This is a genomic window from Polaromonas sp. YR568 (genome assembly GCF_943369415.1).
Classification (GTDB): Bacteria; Pseudomonadota; Gammaproteobacteria; order Burkholderiales; family Burkholderiaceae_C; genus Polaromonas.
The window spans coordinates 64,589-80,570 of sequence record NZ_CALRNF020000030.1; the positions used below are offsets into that span (position 1 = coordinate 64,589).

The 15,982-nt window shown below is 65.9% G+C and carries 18 protein-coding genes; 9 read left to right on the forward strand and 9 right to left on the reverse strand.

From position 1 onward, the window contains the following. Position 1 precedes the first annotated feature (1 nt). Complete coding sequence (locus ACLV74_RS18340) at positions 2 to 847, forward strand: HpcH/HpaI aldolase/citrate lyase family protein (protein WP_411880861.1); 846 nt, start codon at positions 2 to 4, stop codon at positions 845 to 847. 15 nt (positions 848 to 862) lie between these two features. Continuing rightward, positions 863 to 2,221, forward strand: a complete 1,359-nt coding sequence (locus tag ACLV74_RS18345) for an adenylosuccinate lyase family protein (RefSeq protein ID WP_411880843.1) — start codon at positions 863 to 865, stop codon at positions 2,219 to 2,221. A gap of 30 nt (positions 2,222 to 2,251) precedes the next feature. Here the strand turns inward: ACLV74_RS18345 and ACLV74_RS18350 are convergent, their stop codons facing one another. From ACLV74_RS18350 to ACLV74_RS18365, 4 genes are read right to left on the reverse strand one after another with little or no spacing between them, the layout of a single operon-like run. Then, positions 2,252 to 2,734 (reverse strand): SRPBCC family protein, encoded by a 483-nt coding sequence (locus tag ACLV74_RS18350; RefSeq protein WP_411880844.1) that lies wholly within the window; start codon positions 2,732 to 2,734, stop codon positions 2,252 to 2,254. Between the two features lie 53 nt (positions 2,735 to 2,787). Then, positions 2,788 to 3,456, reverse strand: coding sequence for an NAD(P)-dependent oxidoreductase (locus ACLV74_RS18355; protein WP_411880845.1), 669 nt, complete (start codon positions 3,454 to 3,456; stop codon positions 2,788 to 2,790). Next, positions 3,453 to 3,941 carry an SRPBCC family protein gene (locus ACLV74_RS18360; RefSeq protein ID WP_411880846.1) on the reverse strand — a complete coding sequence of 163 codons (489 nt, stop codon included), beginning with the start codon at positions 3,939 to 3,941 and terminating at the stop codon, positions 3,453 to 3,455. Before ACLV74_RS18360 ends, ACLV74_RS18355 begins: the two co-directional genes overlap by 4 nt. 38 nt (positions 3,942 to 3,979) lie before the next feature. Next, on the reverse strand, positions 3,980 to 4,849 hold the full coding sequence (locus ACLV74_RS18365; RefSeq protein WP_411880847.1) for an SDR family oxidoreductase: 870 nt from the start codon (positions 4,847 to 4,849) through the stop codon (positions 3,980 to 3,982). A 100-nt stretch (positions 4,850 to 4,949) separates the two neighbouring features. On the opposite strand from ACLV74_RS18365, the gene ACLV74_RS18370 reads away from it, so the two are divergent. From ACLV74_RS18370 to ACLV74_RS18400, 7 genes are all read left to right on the forward strand, one after another. Then, the gene (locus tag ACLV74_RS18370) at positions 4,950 to 5,846 is read left to right on the forward strand and encodes a LysR family transcriptional regulator (RefSeq protein ID WP_411880848.1); all 897 of its coding nucleotides are present in this window, start codon (positions 4,950 to 4,952) and stop codon (positions 5,844 to 5,846) included. 103 nt (positions 5,847 to 5,949) lie between these two features. Continuing rightward, complete coding sequence (locus tag ACLV74_RS18375) at positions 5,950 to 6,714, forward strand: alpha/beta hydrolase (RefSeq protein WP_411880849.1); 765 nt, start codon at positions 5,950 to 5,952, stop codon at positions 6,712 to 6,714. 71 nt (positions 6,715 to 6,785) lie between these two features. Beyond that, a complete protein-coding gene (locus tag ACLV74_RS18380) occupies positions 6,786 to 8,237 on the forward strand; it encodes an HD domain-containing phosphohydrolase (protein ID WP_411880850.1) in 1,452 nt (483 codons plus the stop codon). A 216-nt stretch (positions 8,238 to 8,453) separates the two neighbouring features. Further along, positions 8,454 to 9,065 (forward strand): TetR/AcrR family transcriptional regulator, encoded by a 612-nt coding sequence (locus ACLV74_RS18385; protein WP_411880851.1) that lies wholly within the window; start codon positions 8,454 to 8,456, stop codon positions 9,063 to 9,065. A 144-nt stretch (positions 9,066 to 9,209) separates the two neighbouring features. Beyond that, the gene (locus ACLV74_RS18390) at positions 9,210 to 10,133 is read left to right on the forward strand and encodes a ketopantoate reductase family protein (RefSeq protein WP_411880852.1); all 924 of its coding nucleotides are present in this window, start codon (positions 9,210 to 9,212) and stop codon (positions 10,131 to 10,133) included. After that, entirely contained in the window at positions 10,130 to 11,239 is a 1,110-nt protein-coding gene (locus ACLV74_RS18395; protein ID WP_411880853.1) for an enolase C-terminal domain-like protein, read from the forward strand. Before ACLV74_RS18390 ends, ACLV74_RS18395 begins: the two co-directional genes overlap by 4 nt. Before the next feature lie 137 nt (positions 11,240 to 11,376). Next, entirely contained in the window at positions 11,377 to 12,693 is a 1,317-nt protein-coding gene (locus ACLV74_RS18400; protein WP_411880854.1) for a chloride channel protein, read from the forward strand. Positions 12,694 to 13,204: 511 nt separating this feature from the next. On the opposite strand, the gene ACLV74_RS18405 is transcribed toward ACLV74_RS18400, so the two are convergent. The 5 genes from ACLV74_RS18405 to ACLV74_RS18425 form a co-directional block, all read right to left on the reverse strand. Continuing rightward, positions 13,205 to 13,462: a DUF5985 family protein gene (locus ACLV74_RS18405; protein WP_411880855.1), complete on the reverse strand. Its 258-nt coding sequence runs from the start codon at positions 13,460 to 13,462 to the stop codon at positions 13,205 to 13,207. Between the two features lie 2 nt (positions 13,463 to 13,464). Next, complete coding sequence (locus tag ACLV74_RS18410) at positions 13,465 to 13,722, reverse strand: DUF5985 family protein (RefSeq protein ID WP_411880856.1); 258 nt, start codon at positions 13,720 to 13,722, stop codon at positions 13,465 to 13,467. A 1-nt stretch (position 13,723) separates the two neighbouring features. Further along, positions 13,724 to 14,110, reverse strand: coding sequence for a hypothetical protein (locus tag ACLV74_RS18415; RefSeq protein ID WP_411880857.1), 387 nt, complete (start codon positions 14,108 to 14,110; stop codon positions 13,724 to 13,726). Positions 14,111 to 14,468: 358 nt separating this feature from the next. Further along, complete coding sequence (locus ACLV74_RS18420; RefSeq protein WP_411880858.1) at positions 14,469 to 14,978, reverse strand: MarR family winged helix-turn-helix transcriptional regulator; 510 nt, start codon at positions 14,976 to 14,978, stop codon at positions 14,469 to 14,471. Between the two features lie 113 nt (positions 14,979 to 15,091). Continuing rightward, the coding region (locus ACLV74_RS18425; RefSeq protein ID WP_411880859.1) for an AraC family transcriptional regulator at positions 15,092 to 15,982 on the reverse strand (891 nt) is incomplete at its 5' end.

The following is a 15,982-nucleotide window of genomic DNA, read 5'->3' on the forward strand; positions in this document are numbered from 1 at the left end:
GATGGAGGCGGACGTTCCGCTGAGCTATCTGTTCGTGCCGGGCCACCGGCCCGAGCGATTCGCGAAAGCCCTGGCCTCGGGTGCGGACCGCGTCATCATCGACCTGGAGGACGCGGTCTCGCCCTCCGACAAGGCTGCCGCGCGCGAAGCCATCGCGGCGTGGATGCCCTCGGCCAGCGCGGAGATCCGCGGCCAGCTGCTGATCCGCATCAATGACGCGAGCACAGGCTGGTACGCGGACGACCTGCAGCTCCTGCGGCAGGTGGGCGCCGCCTGCGTCATGCTTCCGAAATGCGAAAGCGTGCGGCAGATTGCCGACGCTCTCGGCCAACTCGGCGCGGGCGCCACCGCGCTGCCGCTGGTCGAAACGGCGCGTGGCCTGCTCGCCGTCTCCGACCTTGCCACGGCACCGGGCGTTGCACGCCTGGCTTTCGGTTCGCTTGACTACATGGCCGACCTCGACATTCCCGCCGACAGCCCGGCGCTACAGTACGCCGCGGTTCAGCTTGTGGTTGCTTCACGCGCAGCGGGCTTGCCGTCGCCCGTGGCCGGCGTCACACCCGACATTGATGCGAACCACGTTGCAGCCGACATGGCGCAGGCACGTCGCCTCGGCTTCGGCGCCAAGATGTGCATCCATCCCGCGCAGGTTTGCGCCGTGCATCGCGCGCTGCGGCCCGGCGATGAAGAGCAGGCCTGGGCACAACGCATCCTGGACGCGTCGCGCGCAGCCGGCGGCGGCGCCGTTCTGCTCGACGGGAAGATGGTCGATCGCCCGGTGGTCCTCAAAGCCGGGCGCATCGTGGCCATGGCCGCACGCACCCCTGATTTTTCACAAGACACATAACCCAACGGAGAAGCCATGTCTGCAAGCATCATCGATTCAAAAATTTTCGGCGACATGTTCAGCGATGCCGCCATGCGGCATGTCTGGTCGGACGAGAACCGCACCGCCAAATACCTGGACATCGAGCGCGCGCTCGCCAAGGTGCAGGGCGCCCTCGGCATCATTCCCAAAGAGGCGGCCGAAGAAATCGTGAAAAACTGCGAGCCCAGCCAGATCGACTGGGCCAAGCTCAAGGCCAAGACCGAGCAGATCGGCTACCCGATCATCGCCGTGGTCAACCAGATCAATGCGCATTGCAAGGACGGCCTGGGCGAATATTGCCACTGGGGCGCCACCACGCAGGACATCACGGACACGGCCGCCGTGCTGCAGATACGCGAGGGCCTCTCGCTGGTCGAAGCCGACCTCGCGGACATTTCGGCCTCGCTGGCCAAACTGGCGCGCGCCCACCGCGACACGCCCATCATCGGCCGCAGCAACCTGCAGCAGGCGACGCCCATCACCTTCGGCTACAAGATGGCCAGCATCCTCGCGGGCATCGAACGCCACCGCGAACGCCTCACGCAACTCAAGCCGCGGGTGCTGGTCGGCGAGTTCGGCGGCGCGTCGGGCACGCTGTCCTCGCTTGAAAAAGGTGCCATGGAAACGCAGGCCGGCCTCATGAAGGAACTCGGGCTCGGGCAGCCGCTGATTTCGTGGCACACCGTGCGCGACAACTTTGCTGAAGTCGGCGCCTTCCTCGGCATCGTCGGCGGTTCGCTGGGCAAGATCGCGATGGACGTGAAGCTGCTGATGCAGACCGAAGTCGCGGAGGTGTTCGAGCCCTTCGCGCCCGGCCGCGGTTCCTCGTCCACCATGCCGCAAAAGCGCAACCCCATCTCCTGCCTCTACATCCACGCCAACATCTCCGTCGTGCGCCAGCTGGCCGCATCGCTGATGGACGCGATGGTCGCCGACCACGAGCGCTCAACCGGCCCGTGGGAAATCGAATGGGTGGCGATGCCCGAGATTTTCTGCCTGATCTCGGGCGCGCTCAAGCAGGCGAAGTTCATCCTCGCGGGCCTCGAAGTCGATGCCGCGCAGATGCGCCGGAACATCGACATGACCCACGGCCTCGTGATGTCGGAGGCCGTGATGATGGGCCTGGGCCCCTACATCGGGCGCGAATATGCGCACGACCTGGTCTATGACATTTGCCGCGATGCGCTCAAGCAGCAGCGGCCGCTGATCGAACTGCTGGCGGAGCATCCCGAAATCAACAAGCACGTCACGCGCGAACAGCTGGCCTCGTTCTGTGATCCCATGAACAACCTGGGCCAGGCGGGCGTGATGGTCGACCGGGTGCTGGCGTCGATCAAGGTGCCCGGCTTGTAGCTGGCAAGGCGTGGTCATGCAAGCCTGAACTCAAACCCGCGCTTCCACCTGCGCCCGGGCCAGGCGCAGCGCCTTGCCCATATAGCCGCGCCACAAGGTCCGCGTGAAAAGGCCGACCAGCGGCTTGAGGATTCCCGACCGGCTGATGAATTCGTAGCGCCAGCGGACGGACGTGGCGGAACGGCCTGGCACGCTTTCGAACCACCACTCGCCGTGTGCTTCACTGGCGAGAAAGCGCAGCACCCCCGTGAACCCGGTGATGCGGTAGGCGAACCGACTCGGGTATTCGTAGCTGACAAGTGTTTCCCGGGCCGAGCTCCCGTCGGAGAAGACCACGGTCCGGCTGCGGCCCGCGGCGTCCCACGGGCCGGTTTCGTCCAGCGTCCCCGTCACCGACGGGAGCGGTCCATACCCCGTGAAGATGGAGGCGAGGGCGATGGGAACGATGTGCAGGAAGGCTTTTTCTGCGGGCGCTTCAATGCTTGTTGTCACGGTTGCGGCGGTGGATGGCATGGCTGTTTCCTTCTTCTGGTCTGGTATGGGTTGGTTGGGTGGGGCGCGGCGGTTCACCAGGCAATCAGCGGTGAGCGGCCCAGCCAGGTGTCGGTGTTCACCTGGTCGAGGACAAAGCTCGCAACGTCGGCCCTCGCGATGGTTCCGCCGTGGAAACCGGAGAGATCCGTAAGGGCCCGGATCCCGTGCCCGGCGGGTTTGTCGTTCAGCACCGCGGGACGCACCAGCACCCAGTCCAGGCCGCTGTCCCTGACGATGGCTTCCTGCCTGTCCTTGTCGGCATACACCTTGCGCAGGAGGGCGGGGAGAATCAGGCGGTCGAACACCAATCCTCCATGGCCGGCGCTGTCGCCCGCCCCCATGCCGGTGATGCACACGAGGCGCGACACTCCGGCGGCCTTCATGGCGTTGATGAGTGCCTTCGTTGCCGAGGACAGGAGGGTCACCTCACGAAACGGGCTGACCGGCGTTCCCAGGGCACTCACGACGACATCCCTGCCTTCCAGGGCCTTGCGCAACGCAGCCGGGTCGCGGGCGTCGCCGATGAAAATCTCGGCGCCCTCCAGGCCGCCCGCTTTGGCGGGGGAGCGCACGAGGGCGCGGACCTCGAAGCCGCGCGCGAGGGCCTGCGCGACGATCAGCCGGCCCGTGCCGCCTGTGGCGCCCAGCACCAGGATTTTCGGGCGTGCGGGAGCGGTGTGCGCCGTCTTGATGGCGTTCATTGCGCACCTCCCGTCAGCTTGCCTTGCGCGAGCAGTTCGCGGGTGCGTTTCAACGTCGATGCCAGGGCGCTTTTGTAGCCCTTGTCACCGTCCATCCACGCCTGCTCCGTTTGCTCTTCGGGGCCGCCGGGCACCTTGCCGCGAAGGCCGAGGTAGCAATAGAAACGAAGTTGAAGCGTCCCCGATTCGTCTTCAAAAAGCTCGTTGACGATCGCGCCTTCGCGCGGGCCGGTGGCCTGGAAGAAGGTCACCTTTTCCTCGGGCTCGAAGGTGATGATTTCACGCAGGTCACCGCCTGCAATGGTGGCTTCGCGCACGATGTGGGTGTCGCTTTCTTCCACGACCTCGCAATACGTGCAAAGGCCGGGCGGAAGGAACAGCCGCGCATCGCGCGCCTTGAGGACCAGGCCGGCCCAGGCCTGGGCGCGGGTAAGCGGCAGCTCGCCTGGCGGGTTCACTTCAACGGTGGCGGTCGAATAAATCATGATGGTTTCCTTGGGTGGGAGTTGCTTGAAGCCAGCGCTCAGGCCGATGCGGAAATTTCGGCGGCGAAGTCGCGGTATGAGTGCAGCGGGCGGCCCAGGAGCTTGGTCAGGCGCTCTACGTCGCCTGCTTCGGGGACCATGCCCTCCGTCAGGAAGCGCTCGCTCATCAGGCGCATGTCGTACGCCATCCAGGCCGGCATGAATTTCAGGAGGTTCTTCTCGAACGCTGCGGTGTCGTCGCCGCCGTAGGTGATGGGGCGCTTCAGCACGTCCGACCAGATGGCCGCGACGGCGTCTCCGGTCAGCGTGTCGGGGCCGACCAGGTTGATGCGTTCCAGCGGCAACGGCCCGGACGCGCGCTCGCGGCGCAGCAGTTCGAGGGCCGCGATTTCGCCGATGTCGCGCGCATCGATCATGGCCAGGCCCTTGCTTCCGATGGGCATGGGATAGACGCCGTAGCCCAGCACGACGTCCTTGATGGTGTGGTCGTTGTCCATGAAGTAGGCCGGCCGCAGGATGGTGGCGCCGAATCCCATCTGCTCCAGCATGCGCTCGACGCCGAACTTGCCCGCGAAGTGCGGAACGTTGAGGTAGCGGTCGCTGTGGATCACCGACAGGTAAACGATGCGGTCTATGCCCGCCTCGCGCGCCAGGTTCAGCGAAACCAGGGCCTGCGTGAACTCATCGGGCACCACCGCATTGAGCAGGAACAGGGTGGAGACGCCGGTAAAGGCGCGGCGCAGGGCATCGACGTCCAGCAGGTCGCCCTGCACGACGTTGACGCCCGCCGGGAAGTCCGCTTTCGAGGGGTCGCGCACCAGGACGCGCACATCCGCGCCCCGCTTGACGAGTTGCTGGACGACCTGGCGGCCGATGTTGCCGGTTGCGCCGGTGACAAGAATGGTCATGAAATTACTCCGTTTGGTTTGAAAGAGCCTTGATCTTCATTGTTTCGTTTAATTGCCGATAGCCCTTATATTTGGACTATCTGTCTCACTGGTGGAACACATGGACTTGCTTGCACTCGCCGATTTCACGCTTGTCGCCCGGCATGGCGGCTTCGGGCGGGCCTCCCGCGAATCGGGTCGCCCCAAGGCCACCCTGTCGCGCCGGGTGGCCGACCTGGAGAGCGGCCTCAACCTGCGTCTCTTCGAGCGGGGAGCGCGCGCGCTGAAGCTCACCGAAGAAGGGCGGGCGCTGTTCGAGAAGACTTCGGTACTGCTCGCCGAGCTCGACGAGACGACGGCGGCGATCGCCTCCGGCGGAGACGCGCCACGGGGAAGGTTGCGGGTGAGCGCGCCGCTGCTGTTTTCGCAGGCCGCGATGGGAAAGCTGGCGGCGCAGTTCGCCATGAAGCACCGCGAGGTCCGGCTCGAGGTCACGACCGAGGATCGCCCCGTCGACATGGTGGAGGAGGGCTACGACCTGGTGATCCGCGTCAACCCGGACCCGGACGAAAGCCTGGTAGGCCGGATCTTCCTGAGGGACCGGATCGTGGTGGTGGCAAGCCCCGGGCTTCACCGGCCCGCGGGCGGCGCGCCTGTTCCGGTCGTGGAGCGGGGAGGCGGGACTGGCGACCAGCTATCTGTGTGGGAGCTGACGAAGTCGGGAAAGAAGAATCGCCTGGCGGTCCAGCCCGTCCTCAGCCTGTCATCGCTGTTCATGGTCCGCGATGCGGTCCGCGCGAACGTCGGCGCGGCGCGCCTGCCCCTGTCGCTGGTCGCCAATGACCTGGCCGCCGGAACGCTGGTGCATTGGGGCGATGTCGAAGGGCCCGAGGTGGCGCTGTGGGCGCTCTATCCCTCCCGCCGCCTTCTGAGCGCCCGCGTTTCCGCTTTCCTGAACTTCCTCAAGGAGGCCTTCCCTGAAGGGACGCCAGAGGAGTTGGCGGCTTACATCCGGTGACGCACAGGCCCGGTGGCCCTTGCCGATAGGACATTCGTCCAATAGCGCCGGAGCGCGTTTGAAAAGACACTGAGGTCCTCATCAACCAACCTGTCTTGTCACCATGAACTTCCTCAAGCTCACCACCCTCGGCCTCGCCGCTTCCATCATGGCCGCCTCCGCCGCCGCACAACCGGCCGCCGAACCCAAACCCAGCGTCGTCATCGTGCACGGCGCGTTTGCCGACGGCTCCGACTGGGCCAAAGTGATCCCCTTGCTGCAGGCCAAAGGCCTGCATGTGGTCGCCGTGCAGAACCCGCTCAGCTCGCTGGCCGATGATGCGGCCGCCGCCAAGCGCGCCATCGACGCACAGCCGGGCAAGGTGGTGCTGGTCGGCCACTCCTGGGGCGGCGCCGTGATCACGCAGGCCGGCGACAACCCGAAAGTCTCGGCATTGGTCTACGTGGCGGCCTTCGCACCCGATGTCGGCCAGGTGATAGGCGAACTCGGCAAGGGCTTTCCCACCCCCTCGGGAGTGGCCCACTTCGCGCCCGATCCCGCCGGCTGGCTGTACCTCACGCCGGAGGGCATGAGCAAGCACTTCGCGCAGGACCTGCCCGCCGCGGCCACCGCGGTGATGGCGGCAACGCAAGGCCCGATTCTCGGCAGCGCCTTCGGCGACAAGGTGTCGGTGGCTGCGTGGAAACAGAAACCCTCGTGGTACCTGCTGGCCGAAGCCGATCGTATGATCGCGCCGGAACTGCAGCGTTCCATGGCCACGGCCCTCAACGCCAAACTCAGCACGGTCAAAAGCAGCCACGTGCCCCAGCAGTCGCAGCCGGCCAAGGTGGCGGCGGTGATCCTGGACGCGGTGCAGAGCGTCAAGTGACCACTGCATAATGCGGGGCGCGCCGTCCGGCGCGCCCCCTTCCTGTTCCCGTTTCCCGTCCGGAGCAAGCGATGTCCGTCCCAGCCGCCCATGGCGCAGGCTCCCAGGTCCAGGTCTTTGATGCCGTCAAGGCGCTCGCCTTTGTCGGCGACCTGAGCATGGGCCAGCCCATAGACCATTCCGCCCGCACCGCGTGGCTGGCCGTGCGGCTCGCGGCGGCGCTCGGCTTAGCCGCGCAGCTGCAGACGCATGTGGCCTATGTCTCGCTGCTGCGCTGGTCGGGCTGCACCGCCAACGCGCCGGAGATCGCCGACCTGATGGGCGATGACGTCAACGGGCGGCAGGCGATGCTGGCGGTGGGCATGCCGGCGCACCTGTCGGGCTTGACCGGCCCGGCGGCGCAGATCCATTGCGAGGTGTCGGGCGACGTGGCGCGCACGCTGGGCCTGCCTGTGCCCGTCGAGCGCGCGCTGCGCCGCATCTTCGAGACCCTGGACGGCGGCGGCCAGCCCCACGCGCTCGCCGGCAGCGATGTGCCGATCGAGGTGCAGCTGGTTCAGGTCGCCGGCGACCTTGAGGTGCACAGCCGCGTCTACAGCCTCGAGCACGCGTTAGCCGGACTGGCCGCGCGCGCCGGCCGGCAGTACCCCGCCGAGTGGTTGCCGGCCTTGCGCGAGAACGCGGCCGACTGGCTCCACACGCTGGAGAACGACCCGGCGGGCGTCGATTCGTTCGCCCCTGCCGCGGCCCTGCCGGCGCCGACCGCGCCGCTGGAACTGATCGCCGACGTGATCGACCTGAAGCTGCCCTGGCTCACCGGCTACTCGCGCCGGGTGGCGGAAGCGGCGCGCGGCTGCGCGGTGCGCCTGGGCCTGACCGAAGCACAGTGCAGTCGCATCCACCGCGCGGCCTTGATCCATGGCATGGGCCGTGCCGCGGTGCCGAATGAAATCTGGAACCTGCCCGGCATGCCCGGCGAGGCGGCGATGGAGCGGCTGCGCCTGGTGCCGTACTGGACGGCGCGCGCCGCGCGGCGCATCGGCAGCCTGGCCGACGAGGCCGACATCGCCTCGTATGCCGACGAACGTCTGGATGGTTCGGGCTTCTTCCGTGGCGCATCGGGGGACGCGATCCGCGTCGAGGGCCGCGTGCTCGCGGCGGCGACGCAGTGGGCCATGTGGCAGACCGACCGCCCCGGCCGCGCCCGCCTGGGCGAAGAGGATGCCACGCGGCGCCTGCGCGAGGAGGCGGCGCAAGGGCGCTTCGATACGAAGGTCGTATCCGCGCTGACCGGCGGCCCGGCGGCCGCGCCCAAGCCCGACCATGCGGCCGGCCTGTTGACGGACCGCGAAATCGAGGTGCTGCGGCGCATCAGCCACGGCGAGAGCAACAAGGAGGCTGCGCGCACACTCGGCATCAGCCCGAGCACGGTGCGCGCCCACCTGGAGAACATCTTTCGCAAGCTCGAATGCACGACACGCGCCGCGGCGACCTTGAAGGCGCTGACGAGCGGGCTGCTGTAGGCGCCGGGCGCTGCGGGATCGGATGTCCCGTCCCCGGGATGGCAGGGCGCACAGGCCCGGCCCGGATCCCGGCGCAATTGAACACGCCCTGGCCACATGGGACCGCGCGCCTTGCCGGGCGGATGCCCGACGATGCGCTTGAACCTCCTTTTGTGGAGTTTGACCATTTTGGAACGATTGATACATAATGGCGAATCGTGTCCAGAATGCAGTCCCATGGCCAGACCCCGACAGTTCGATGAAGCCGCCGTCCTTGATGCCGCCGTCCAGTGTTTCTGGTCGCGCGGGTACGAGGTCACCTCGGTACGCGAGTTGGCTGAGGGCATGGGCCTTACGAGCGCAAGCCTCTACAACGCCTTTGGCGACAAGCGCGCGCTGTACCGGCGTTCGCTGGAACACTATCTTGAGCAGAGCGTGCGGGACCGCATCAGGCGCTTCGAAGGGCTTGCACCCCGTGATGCCGTCGCCGCGTTTCTCGGCGAGATCGTCGAACGTTCCATGGGCGACCTGGAGTGCCGCGGCTGCATGCTGGTCAACGCCGCGCTGGAAATCGCGCCGCACGATCCTGAGTTCCGCCTTGTCGTGGCGGAAGAACTCAGGCAGATCGAAGCTTTCTTTCGCCGTTGCGTCGGCAGAGGCCAGAAGAGCGGTGAAATCTCCGCCACAGTCGACGCGAAAGATGCCGCGCGCATATTGCTCGGTGTCCTGATGGGGATTCGCGTGCTCGCGCGCGCGCGGCCCGAGCGCGCGCTGCTTGAGGGAATTGTGCGGCCCGCGTTGGGCCTGCTCGATCCGCCGGCACGACCGCCTGGGCAGCTTGCCCACTGACCTGCCCGAAAGCTCTAAGCCAGATGACTCAAACATTCAGTCGACGCTGAAGCCAGGGCTATTGATATCGACCAGGCGCCTCTGCTTGCCCACCGGAAAACGCGGCGACTTCCCATCTTCACCCGTTTTTTACAAGGAGACAAAATGCGCATCATCGTTATGGGAACCGGCGGCGTCGGCGGCTACTTCGGCGCGCGGCTTGCCAATGCCGGGCACGACGTCACATTCATTGCGCGGGGAAAGCAGCTTGCGGCCATCCGTGAGGGCGGCCTGCGCCTGGAGAGCCCGCGCGGCAACCTGCATTTGCAGGGCGTCAAGGTCACGGACAAGCCGGCTGAAGCCGGTATCGCCGACATCGTGCTGTTCGGGGTCAAGCTGTGGGACACGGCCGACGCGGCAGAAGCCATCAAGCCGGTGATCGGCGCGCACACCGCCGTGGTTTCGTTCCAGAACGGCGTAATCAAGGACGACACGCTGCGGCAGTCGCTGGGAGACAAGCACGTCATCGGGGGCGTTTGCTATATCGCTGCGACGATTGCCGAACCCGGCCTCATCCGGCACTCGGGAACGATGCAGAAGCTGGTTTTCGGTGAGTACGACGGCAGCAGTTCCGCGCGAATCATGCAGTTTCGCGACGCGTGCGCGCAAGCGGGGATCGATGTCGAGGTCAGCGCCAACATCCGGCGCGCGATCTGGGAGAAGTTCGTGTTCCTGGTCGGCTTGTCCGGTACCACCAGCACGGTGCGCACGCCCATAGGGCCGATACGCGCCAACGCGCGCTCGCGGGCCTTCCTGCGCGCGGTAATGGACGAAGTGGTGCAGGTCGCGCGTGCCGAAGGGGTTGCATTGCCCGCCGATTTCGCCGACGACAGGCTTGCTTTTGCGGACCAGGTGCCCGCAACGATGAGCTCTTCCATGCACAACGACCTAGAGCGCGGAAACCGCATTGAAGTGCAATGGCTCAGCGGTGACGTGGTTGCCAGGGGCGTCCGGCTCGGCGTGCCGACGCCCTGCAATCGGGCCATCTTCGACATCCTGTCCGTGCATGCCGAAGGGCGCCCGGCATGAACATGCCGAAAGGCCGGGCCGGCCTCACGATCCGGGCCATTGAGGCGACACTGGTGGTCGTGCCGATGCGTCGCGCGCTCGGCACCAGCGCCATGCGCATTGCCGAAGCGCCGCTGCTGCTGGTGGACCTGCTGACCGAAGAGGGCATCACCGGCCGCGCATACCTGTTTTGCTATCTGCCGGCTGCGGGCAAGGCGGCCATGGCCCTGCTTCAGGATGCGAACGCCTTGCTCGCCGGCAAAGACGCCTCGCCGGCCGAAGTGCGCCGCCTGCTGGAGGCGCGGTTCAGGCTTCTCGGCGCGCGCGGCATCGTATCGATGCTCATGGCCGGCATCGACATCGCGTGCTGGGATGCGTTGGCGATTTCGTCGAACCTGCCGCTCGCGCGTTTGCTGGGCGCTCCTCTGAGGCCTGTACAGGCCTACAACAGCAATGGCCTCGGCCTGCTGGACGCGCCGGCCGCGGCGGACGAGGCCCGGGAACTCGTGGCGGAAGGTTTCCGTGCCATCAAAATGCGGCTGGGCCGGGCGTCGCCGCAGGAAGATCTCGCGGCGGTGCGCGCCGTGCGCGCCGCCCTTGCCGACGACATTGTGCTGATGTCGGACTTCAACCAGCGCCTGACGCCGAACGAGGCACGCGAACGTTGCGTGCTGCTTGACGGCGAAGGTTTGTACTGGATCGAAGAGCCCGTGGCCCACGATGACTACGCCGCCAGCTCCGGGCTTGCCGCCTTGCTCCGGACTCCGATCCAGATTGGCGAGAACTTCGCGGGCCCGAGGGCAATGGCGCATGCCCTGTCGCAACGCGCGAGCGACTTTGTCATGCCCGACCTGGAACGCATCGGCGGTGTGACCGGCTGGATGGCGGCGGCGGCGCTGGCTGACACGGCGCGCGTCGAGCTCTCCTCCCACCTGTTCCACGAAGTCAGCTCGCACTTGATGGCGGCAACGCCGACTGCGCACTGGCTTGAGTACGTCGACTGGGCCGATGCGATCCTTCAGGAACCCCTGAAGGTGGTTGACGGGTACATCACCCCGCCGGACCGGCCTGGCAACGGCCTTGTTTGGGACGCGGGGGCTGTCAAGCGCTTCAGGTCGGCGCCTTAGCCTCTTGAATGTGGATCCGGGCAGGGTCGCCTGCCCGGGAGGGCCGGTTCGCGCTACGGCGCCGCTTTGATGGCCGCTTCGTTTACATTTGTTGAAATCCCTATTGCATTTCCACAAATGTACTTGCCAGGCGCGCCATGAAAGCCCATCCCCCATTCCTGTCAAATTTGCGAAACGAAATGGCCGACTGGCGGCTTTGGGCCGGCCGCACCGTCGTATTGGCGTCGGCCGTATTGGCGGGGCTGGCCGTCGTGGCATTTACCTGGCTGACCGAGCATGCGCTGAAACTCTTCTTCGTGTTCGAAAAGAGTTACTGGTGGGGGCCGCTGCTATGGACGCCGGTTTGCACCGCGGCCATCGTCTGGGCGACCAGGCGCTACGCACCAGGCGCCGCCGGCTCGGGCATTCCCCAGGTCATGGCGGCCCTGACATCCGAAGTGCCGGCCGTCTCGCGCGGCTTGTTTGTGTCGCTGCGGCTTTCCGCGGCCAAGATGCTGCTGACCGCCTGGGGAGTGTTGGGCGGGCTTTCCCTTGGCCGGGAAGGCCCGTCGGTGCAGATTGCTGCCGGGGTCATGTACCACGCCCGTCGCTGGCTGCCTTCGGGCTCGCGGGTATCGGAGCAGGGATTGCTGCTGGCCGGTGGAGCGGCCGGCATCGCCGCGGCATTCAACACGCCGCTGGGTGGAGTGATGTTCGCCATTGAGGAACTGACACGCAAACCCGAGCAGCGCAGCAACGGGCTGCTGCTGGCGGCCATCGTGCTGGGCGGCCTGATGGCCGTGTCGATCTACGGCAATGCCACCTATTTCGGCGTAATCCGCGTCGAAAACATCAGCATGGCCTTGCTGCTGCCGGGCTTGCTGGTGGCCGTCTGCAGCGGCTTGGCGGGAGGCCTGTTTTCCAGGCTGTTGGCCGTTTCCCTTGCGGGCGGCACACCCGACTGGTTCAGCCGCTTCCGGCAAGAGGCGCCCGTGCGCTTCGCGGCGGCTTGCGGCCTGGCGGTGGCCGTGCTGGGTTGCGTGAGCCATGGCGATACCTATGGCGGCGGTTATGCCCATACACGCGCGATGCTGGAAAGCGGCGGGGAATCCTCGTCGCTGTATGCGCTGCTCAAGTTCATCGCGACCTGGATTACCGCCTGGTCCGGTGTTCCGGGTGGAATTTTTGCACCGTCCCTGGCGATAGGCGGCGCCTTGGGCAACGACATTGCCCAGCTGACCGGCTACGTCAATGCACCCACGCTGATAGCGCTCGGCATGGCGGGATTTCTTGCCGCCGTCACGCATGCGCCGATGACTGCATTCATCATCGTGATGGAAATGGTCGATGGCCACGGCCTGGTCCTCAGCCTGATGGCCAGCGCATTGGTTGCAAGCGCCGTTTCGCGCCTGGTCAGCGTCCCGCTCTACGCCCTGCTGGCCGATCTGCAGTTGCTTCGCCTGCCCAAGGCCTGACGTCTGGCGGCGCCACGCTTCAGGGAAACACCCGATGCACATATACATTTGAACAAATACAATAGGCTTCCGATTTCAGCAGATTTCCCGGTGAGGACTTAGGGCCTTCAGGGGCTCGAGCCCTCTGGAGGCTCTTTTTTTGCCGAAACGGCATACCGGGTGCAAATTACCTCGCTCCCGGTCCTCGTTACCCGCCATTCATTTTGTCGGCCGTGCGAATTGTTTATGCGTGGTGGATGAGGGCTTTCTCCAGGATTGGATATGCGGTCACCAGACAACTCAAAACCGCCGGCTGAAGAGAAATCCGGAACCCGGGGCGACCTGGGCGGGGTGTATTCAATCGTTGCGCTTTGTGCTGTCGCGGTCGTGGTCGTCTATTTCCTGGCGGGCGTTTTTTTCGTATTTACCCTCGGGGTCAAATGACACCGTCCTGCCGCGTTCAACCGGCCGGCTGAGCCGCCGTGGGTTTGCGGGCAGTAAAACCCGGGCAGTCCCGGAACTCCCGGGAACCTCAGCGCGGCGGCCGGTTTTTTTGCCAGATCGCCAGAAGTATCAGCGCGTACGCCGCAAGCCGCACACTGTAAAAAAGTACGCCGTCCTCATGGAAGCCGGCCAGCAGCCCAAGCGCGAATCGGTTGATGGCCTCCAGCCAGAATGACAACGCGAAATACAGGAAAAAGCGATCCCGTGTGTGCCGCCAGAACTTGAAGAAGAAAAGCCCGGCAATCAGCGACGCAACGGCGATGGCGCCCATCAGCATCTGATTCATGGTCAGTCCTCCTCCCAGATCAGGCCGAACAGCAGCAGGAGCAGCGCGACCAGCCCGGTGGCGAGCCGCCAGGTGGACAGGTCCACCGCCGGCAGCACCAGCCTGTCGACAACCAGCAGGAAGTTGTTGACGCTCAAGCCCGCAAAACACAGCGCGCTCCAGAACAGCAAATGGCTTCGGCTGGAACGCCACGCCCGAAACAGCAGCCCGAAGCAGGCCAGGGAGGTCAAGGCGCATAAAAGATAGATGACGGCTGCCATGTCAGGAATCCTTTCGCCAGCGGAACGCATCCGCAAACTGGTTCGCCCGCCGGTTCAGGCTCGAGTGAATCAAATCGGTGACCGCAAGTAGATTGCCAGCGTAGTGTGCCGCTACCCGATCCAGCAATTCCGCCAGCTCCGGCGATGGCTGGTAACGGTACACGCCTTCCGCTTCGGGGACAGGAACCGCGATCCCCGCAGTTCTCAACGACTCCAGGAGCTGCGCCGCCTGGGCCACCGGAACGTACAGGCGGGCGGCGAGCTGGGATGCGTTCCAGGTTGCCCCGGCATCGCGCCGCATGAGGAGAAGCGACTCGATATAGGGCACCGACGGCACGCTCGCCAGAACGAACCGCCGGACGTCGTCGGGAAGCGGTTCGTGGCTCATTCCAGCCGATGCTTCCCTGCCCGTTGCGCAATTCGCCCGCGCAAGCGCCGGTGGCCGGCGTCGGAGAGCATCCGGCCCGCCCAGCGATCAACGTTGAATTGGTGCAGTCGAAAAGTCTTCACACTTTATGGGGCCGTACCCGTCTACGCGATATTGGTCCCGGTAATTATATTGGTGCAAATGTATGGCGGGGCGTAAGCGGAGGCGACCGCGGTGAGAGACCGGTCTTCGTTCGGCTTTTCGCGCAACGCGCGGAGGTGTAGTGGCGCATGATCGGCGCTGTGCGCGGCCTTGCGCACGGCCGACCTGACCGGCTGGCATGGCTCGGGGCCAACGACCCCGCCATGGCCGCGTGCGATCAGGTGTCCGGCTGTCCGAGCGGGATGTTTGCCGCGCGCTTGTCCACCCCCAGAGCCTGGATCACCTTGTCCAGGTCCCGGTTGAGCCGGATCAGTGCCGGTGTGTCCAGGCTCGCCAGCGCTTCAGGAAGTACTCCGGAAAAGGGGCCGGGGGCGCGTTTCAGGACCTTGAGACCTGCCGGCGAAACGCGAAGCGCCAGGGCGCGCCGGTCGGTGCTGGACCGTTCGACTTCAACCAGCCCTCCGGTGACCAACGATTTCAACAGGTTGCTGGCCGTGGACTGGTGCACATCCATTTCACTGGCGAGTTCGCTGACACCGATGCCGGGAGTGCCGCGCACCACGCTCAGTGCCCAAAGCTGCGCGCCCGCCAATCCGGCCTTTTTCTCCACCTCGCGAAAATGCGTCTTTACAGCGTTGAAGATCAGCCTGAAGCGGCGCAGGGCCTCCGCCGCCGGATCGTTGCGGGTTGCGTTTCGCGCTTGAGGTTTAACCAGGGTTTTGGACATTTGAATCGAATCATATGATGCCGCGTCCTGAATGGCAGGGTATCAGCCTCGTCTGGATTCGACGCTCTTCAATTTCGGGCCATTAAAGCCCCCGCTTGTCCAGGCCTCCCCGGTCACACAGTACTGCGCGCCTTGCTCGGCGCATGCCCGACAACCCGCTTGAACGCCCGGCTGAACGACGCCTCGGAGTCGAAGCCCAGCCGGTCGGCGGCCGTGGTGACGCGCATGCCGTCCTGCGCGATCCAGCTGCGGGCCTGGAACATGCGGATGCGGGCCACGTAGCGGGCGGGGCTTTCGCCCACCGATTCCTTGAAGGCCTGGGCAAAACGCGAGCGCGATGCGCCCATGATGCTGGCCATCTCCGGCACGCTCCAGTCCTGCTCGGGCGAGGCGTGGATGGCGGCCAGCACCTTGCCCACGCCGGGCGAGCGCAGCGCCGCGATCCAGCCTGTGGAGTTGCTGCAGGCGCATTCCACCCAGGCGCGGATGATGCTCGCGGCGAGCACGTCGGCCATGCGGGCCAGGATGCCGCAGGCGCCTATGCGGTTGAGCGAGGCTTCACGCTCCATCGCGTCGAGCAGCATGGGCACGCCCGGGTCGCGCTGCGCCAGCTCGCCGGCGCGTATCACCTCCGGCATCATGGCCAGCAAGGGGTGCAGCGGGTCGAGGTTGAAGGTCATGCTGCCGCAGAACATGACATGCGAGGGCGCTTGCGCCGCGGGCGCGCCGTCCCGCAGCAGATAAATGTCCTCCGCCACGCGCTCGCGGTCGAAGGTGGCGAGGGCCACCGGCGGCACCTCGGGTGAACTGGCGATGGTGTGGGCGGTTCCGCGCGGCAGCAGCACCGCGTCGCCGGCCTTCAGTTCCAGCCAGCCGGACTGCGGCGTGTGCATCCAGGCATCTCCGCTGGCGACGAAATGAAAACGCGCGGCGGCTTGCGGGGCAAAAGAAATGGCCCAGGGTGCATGCATCAGGCAGCGGCCGTACTCGACGCCTTCCAGGCG